This window comes from Ferruginibacter sp. (assembly GCF_031430955.1).
Classification (GTDB): Bacteria; Bacteroidota; Bacteroidia; order Chitinophagales; family Chitinophagaceae; genus Ferruginibacter.
On sequence record NZ_JANPCM010000385.1, the window covers coordinates 1 to 1,614 of the forward strand.

The following is a 1,614-nucleotide window of genomic DNA, read 5'->3' on the forward strand; positions in this document are numbered from 1 at the left end:
GATGGTAAACATAAATGGTGGATACTTACCTGTACCATTTTAGCCATACTGATGGCGATGGGAAAAAACTTACCGGGCTTTAATTATTTTCTGTTTGATAATTTACCGCTGTATAATAAATTTCGTGTGCCAACAATGACGCTGGTAATTCCGCAAATAGTGATACCTATACTGGCGGCATTAAGTTTAGATCATATTATTACCCATCAGCAGGAAGCCGAAACCTGGAAAAAATTTAAATGGGGTGCCATTGCTACTGCTGCATTATTTATAATTGTTACAGGTATTTATTTTACCAGCGATTTTAGTGCAGAAAATAAAAACCGTACCAAAGCCATTAACGCCATGCTGCAAAGCAAAGCGCCGCAGGAACAAATGCAGGCAAAATATGGTGAAATAAATAACGATAAAAATATGCAGCCATTGGTTGATAATAGTTTTTATGAAGACCTGTTGTTTAGAGTAGGGCTGAGTGACGAGACAAAAGCAAAAGGTATTTTAACTGCACTGAGAAAAGACAGGGCATCTTTTTTAATAAAAGATATTGCTGCCTCTTTAGTTTATGTTTTAATTGCAGCAGCATTTATTGTGCTGTTTTTAAAGAAGAAATTAAATACAACCGTTTTAATAGCAGGTGTAACAGTGGCGGCATTTATTGAGTTGTTTAGTTTTGATACTAAATTTCTTAACGCAAAAAGTTTTGCCAATAAGGCCGATTTTGAAACAACTGAATTTCCTGTTTCAAAAGCCGATCAGCAGATACTGCAGGATAAAGACCCGAATTACCGTGTGTATGATATGAGCAAAGGCGATCCGTTTCAGCAATCTAAATCATCTTACCATCATAAAACCATTGGCGGGTACTCTGCTGCCAAGCTGGCTATTTACGATGATTTAATAACTTACCAGTTATCGGGTACACCTAACAGCAATGTATTAAATATGCTGAATGCCAAATACATTATTCAACCAGGGCAAAAGGCCGGAGAAGAAACGGCTATACCTAACCCCGGCGCATTGGGCAATTGCTGGTTGGTAAAAGGGGTTACTTATGTTGATGGTGCGGTGGCAGAAATGAAAGCGCTCACTGATTTTAATCCAAAAGACACTGCGATAGTGGATAAAATGTACCAATCTAAAATTGGTAATTTTACAGCACCAGACAGTGCCGCTTACATAAAACAAACTGCGTTTGATAATGATGAAGTGGCTTACGAAAGTAATACTGCCGCACCACAGCTGGCCGTTTTCAGCGAAGTGTTTTATAAAGACTGGAATGCTTATGTTGATGGCAAAAAAGCGGACATTATTAAAGCCAACTATGTTTTAAGGGCATTAATGCTGCCTGCAGGCAAACATACTATTGTATTTAAATTAGAGCCGCCGGTTTACCTTACCGGCTCTGCAATAACTATATTTTTTGTTTGGGTAATGCTGTTGCTTATCATTGGAACCATTGCATGGGAAATAAAAAAATCATTAGGAAACAAGCCCGTTAAAACTGATGGATAATACCAGCGAAATAAAAGTTTTAACACTTATCTCTTATAAATTTTTACCGGCAAAATTGGGCGGGCAAAAAAACATTGCGTTGTTTTTTAAGTTTTTTTCGCA

The 1,614-nt window shown here is 37.5% G+C and carries 1 protein-coding gene; it reads left to right on the top strand.

Annotated elements, in window-relative coordinates; genetic code table 11:
• Positions 1-1,512, top strand: a 1,512-nt coding sequence (locus ACY65O_RS10985) for a YfhO family protein (RefSeq protein ID WP_462220905.1), incomplete at its 5' end; no start/stop codon positions are given.
• Positions 1,513-1,614 lie beyond the last annotated feature (102 nt).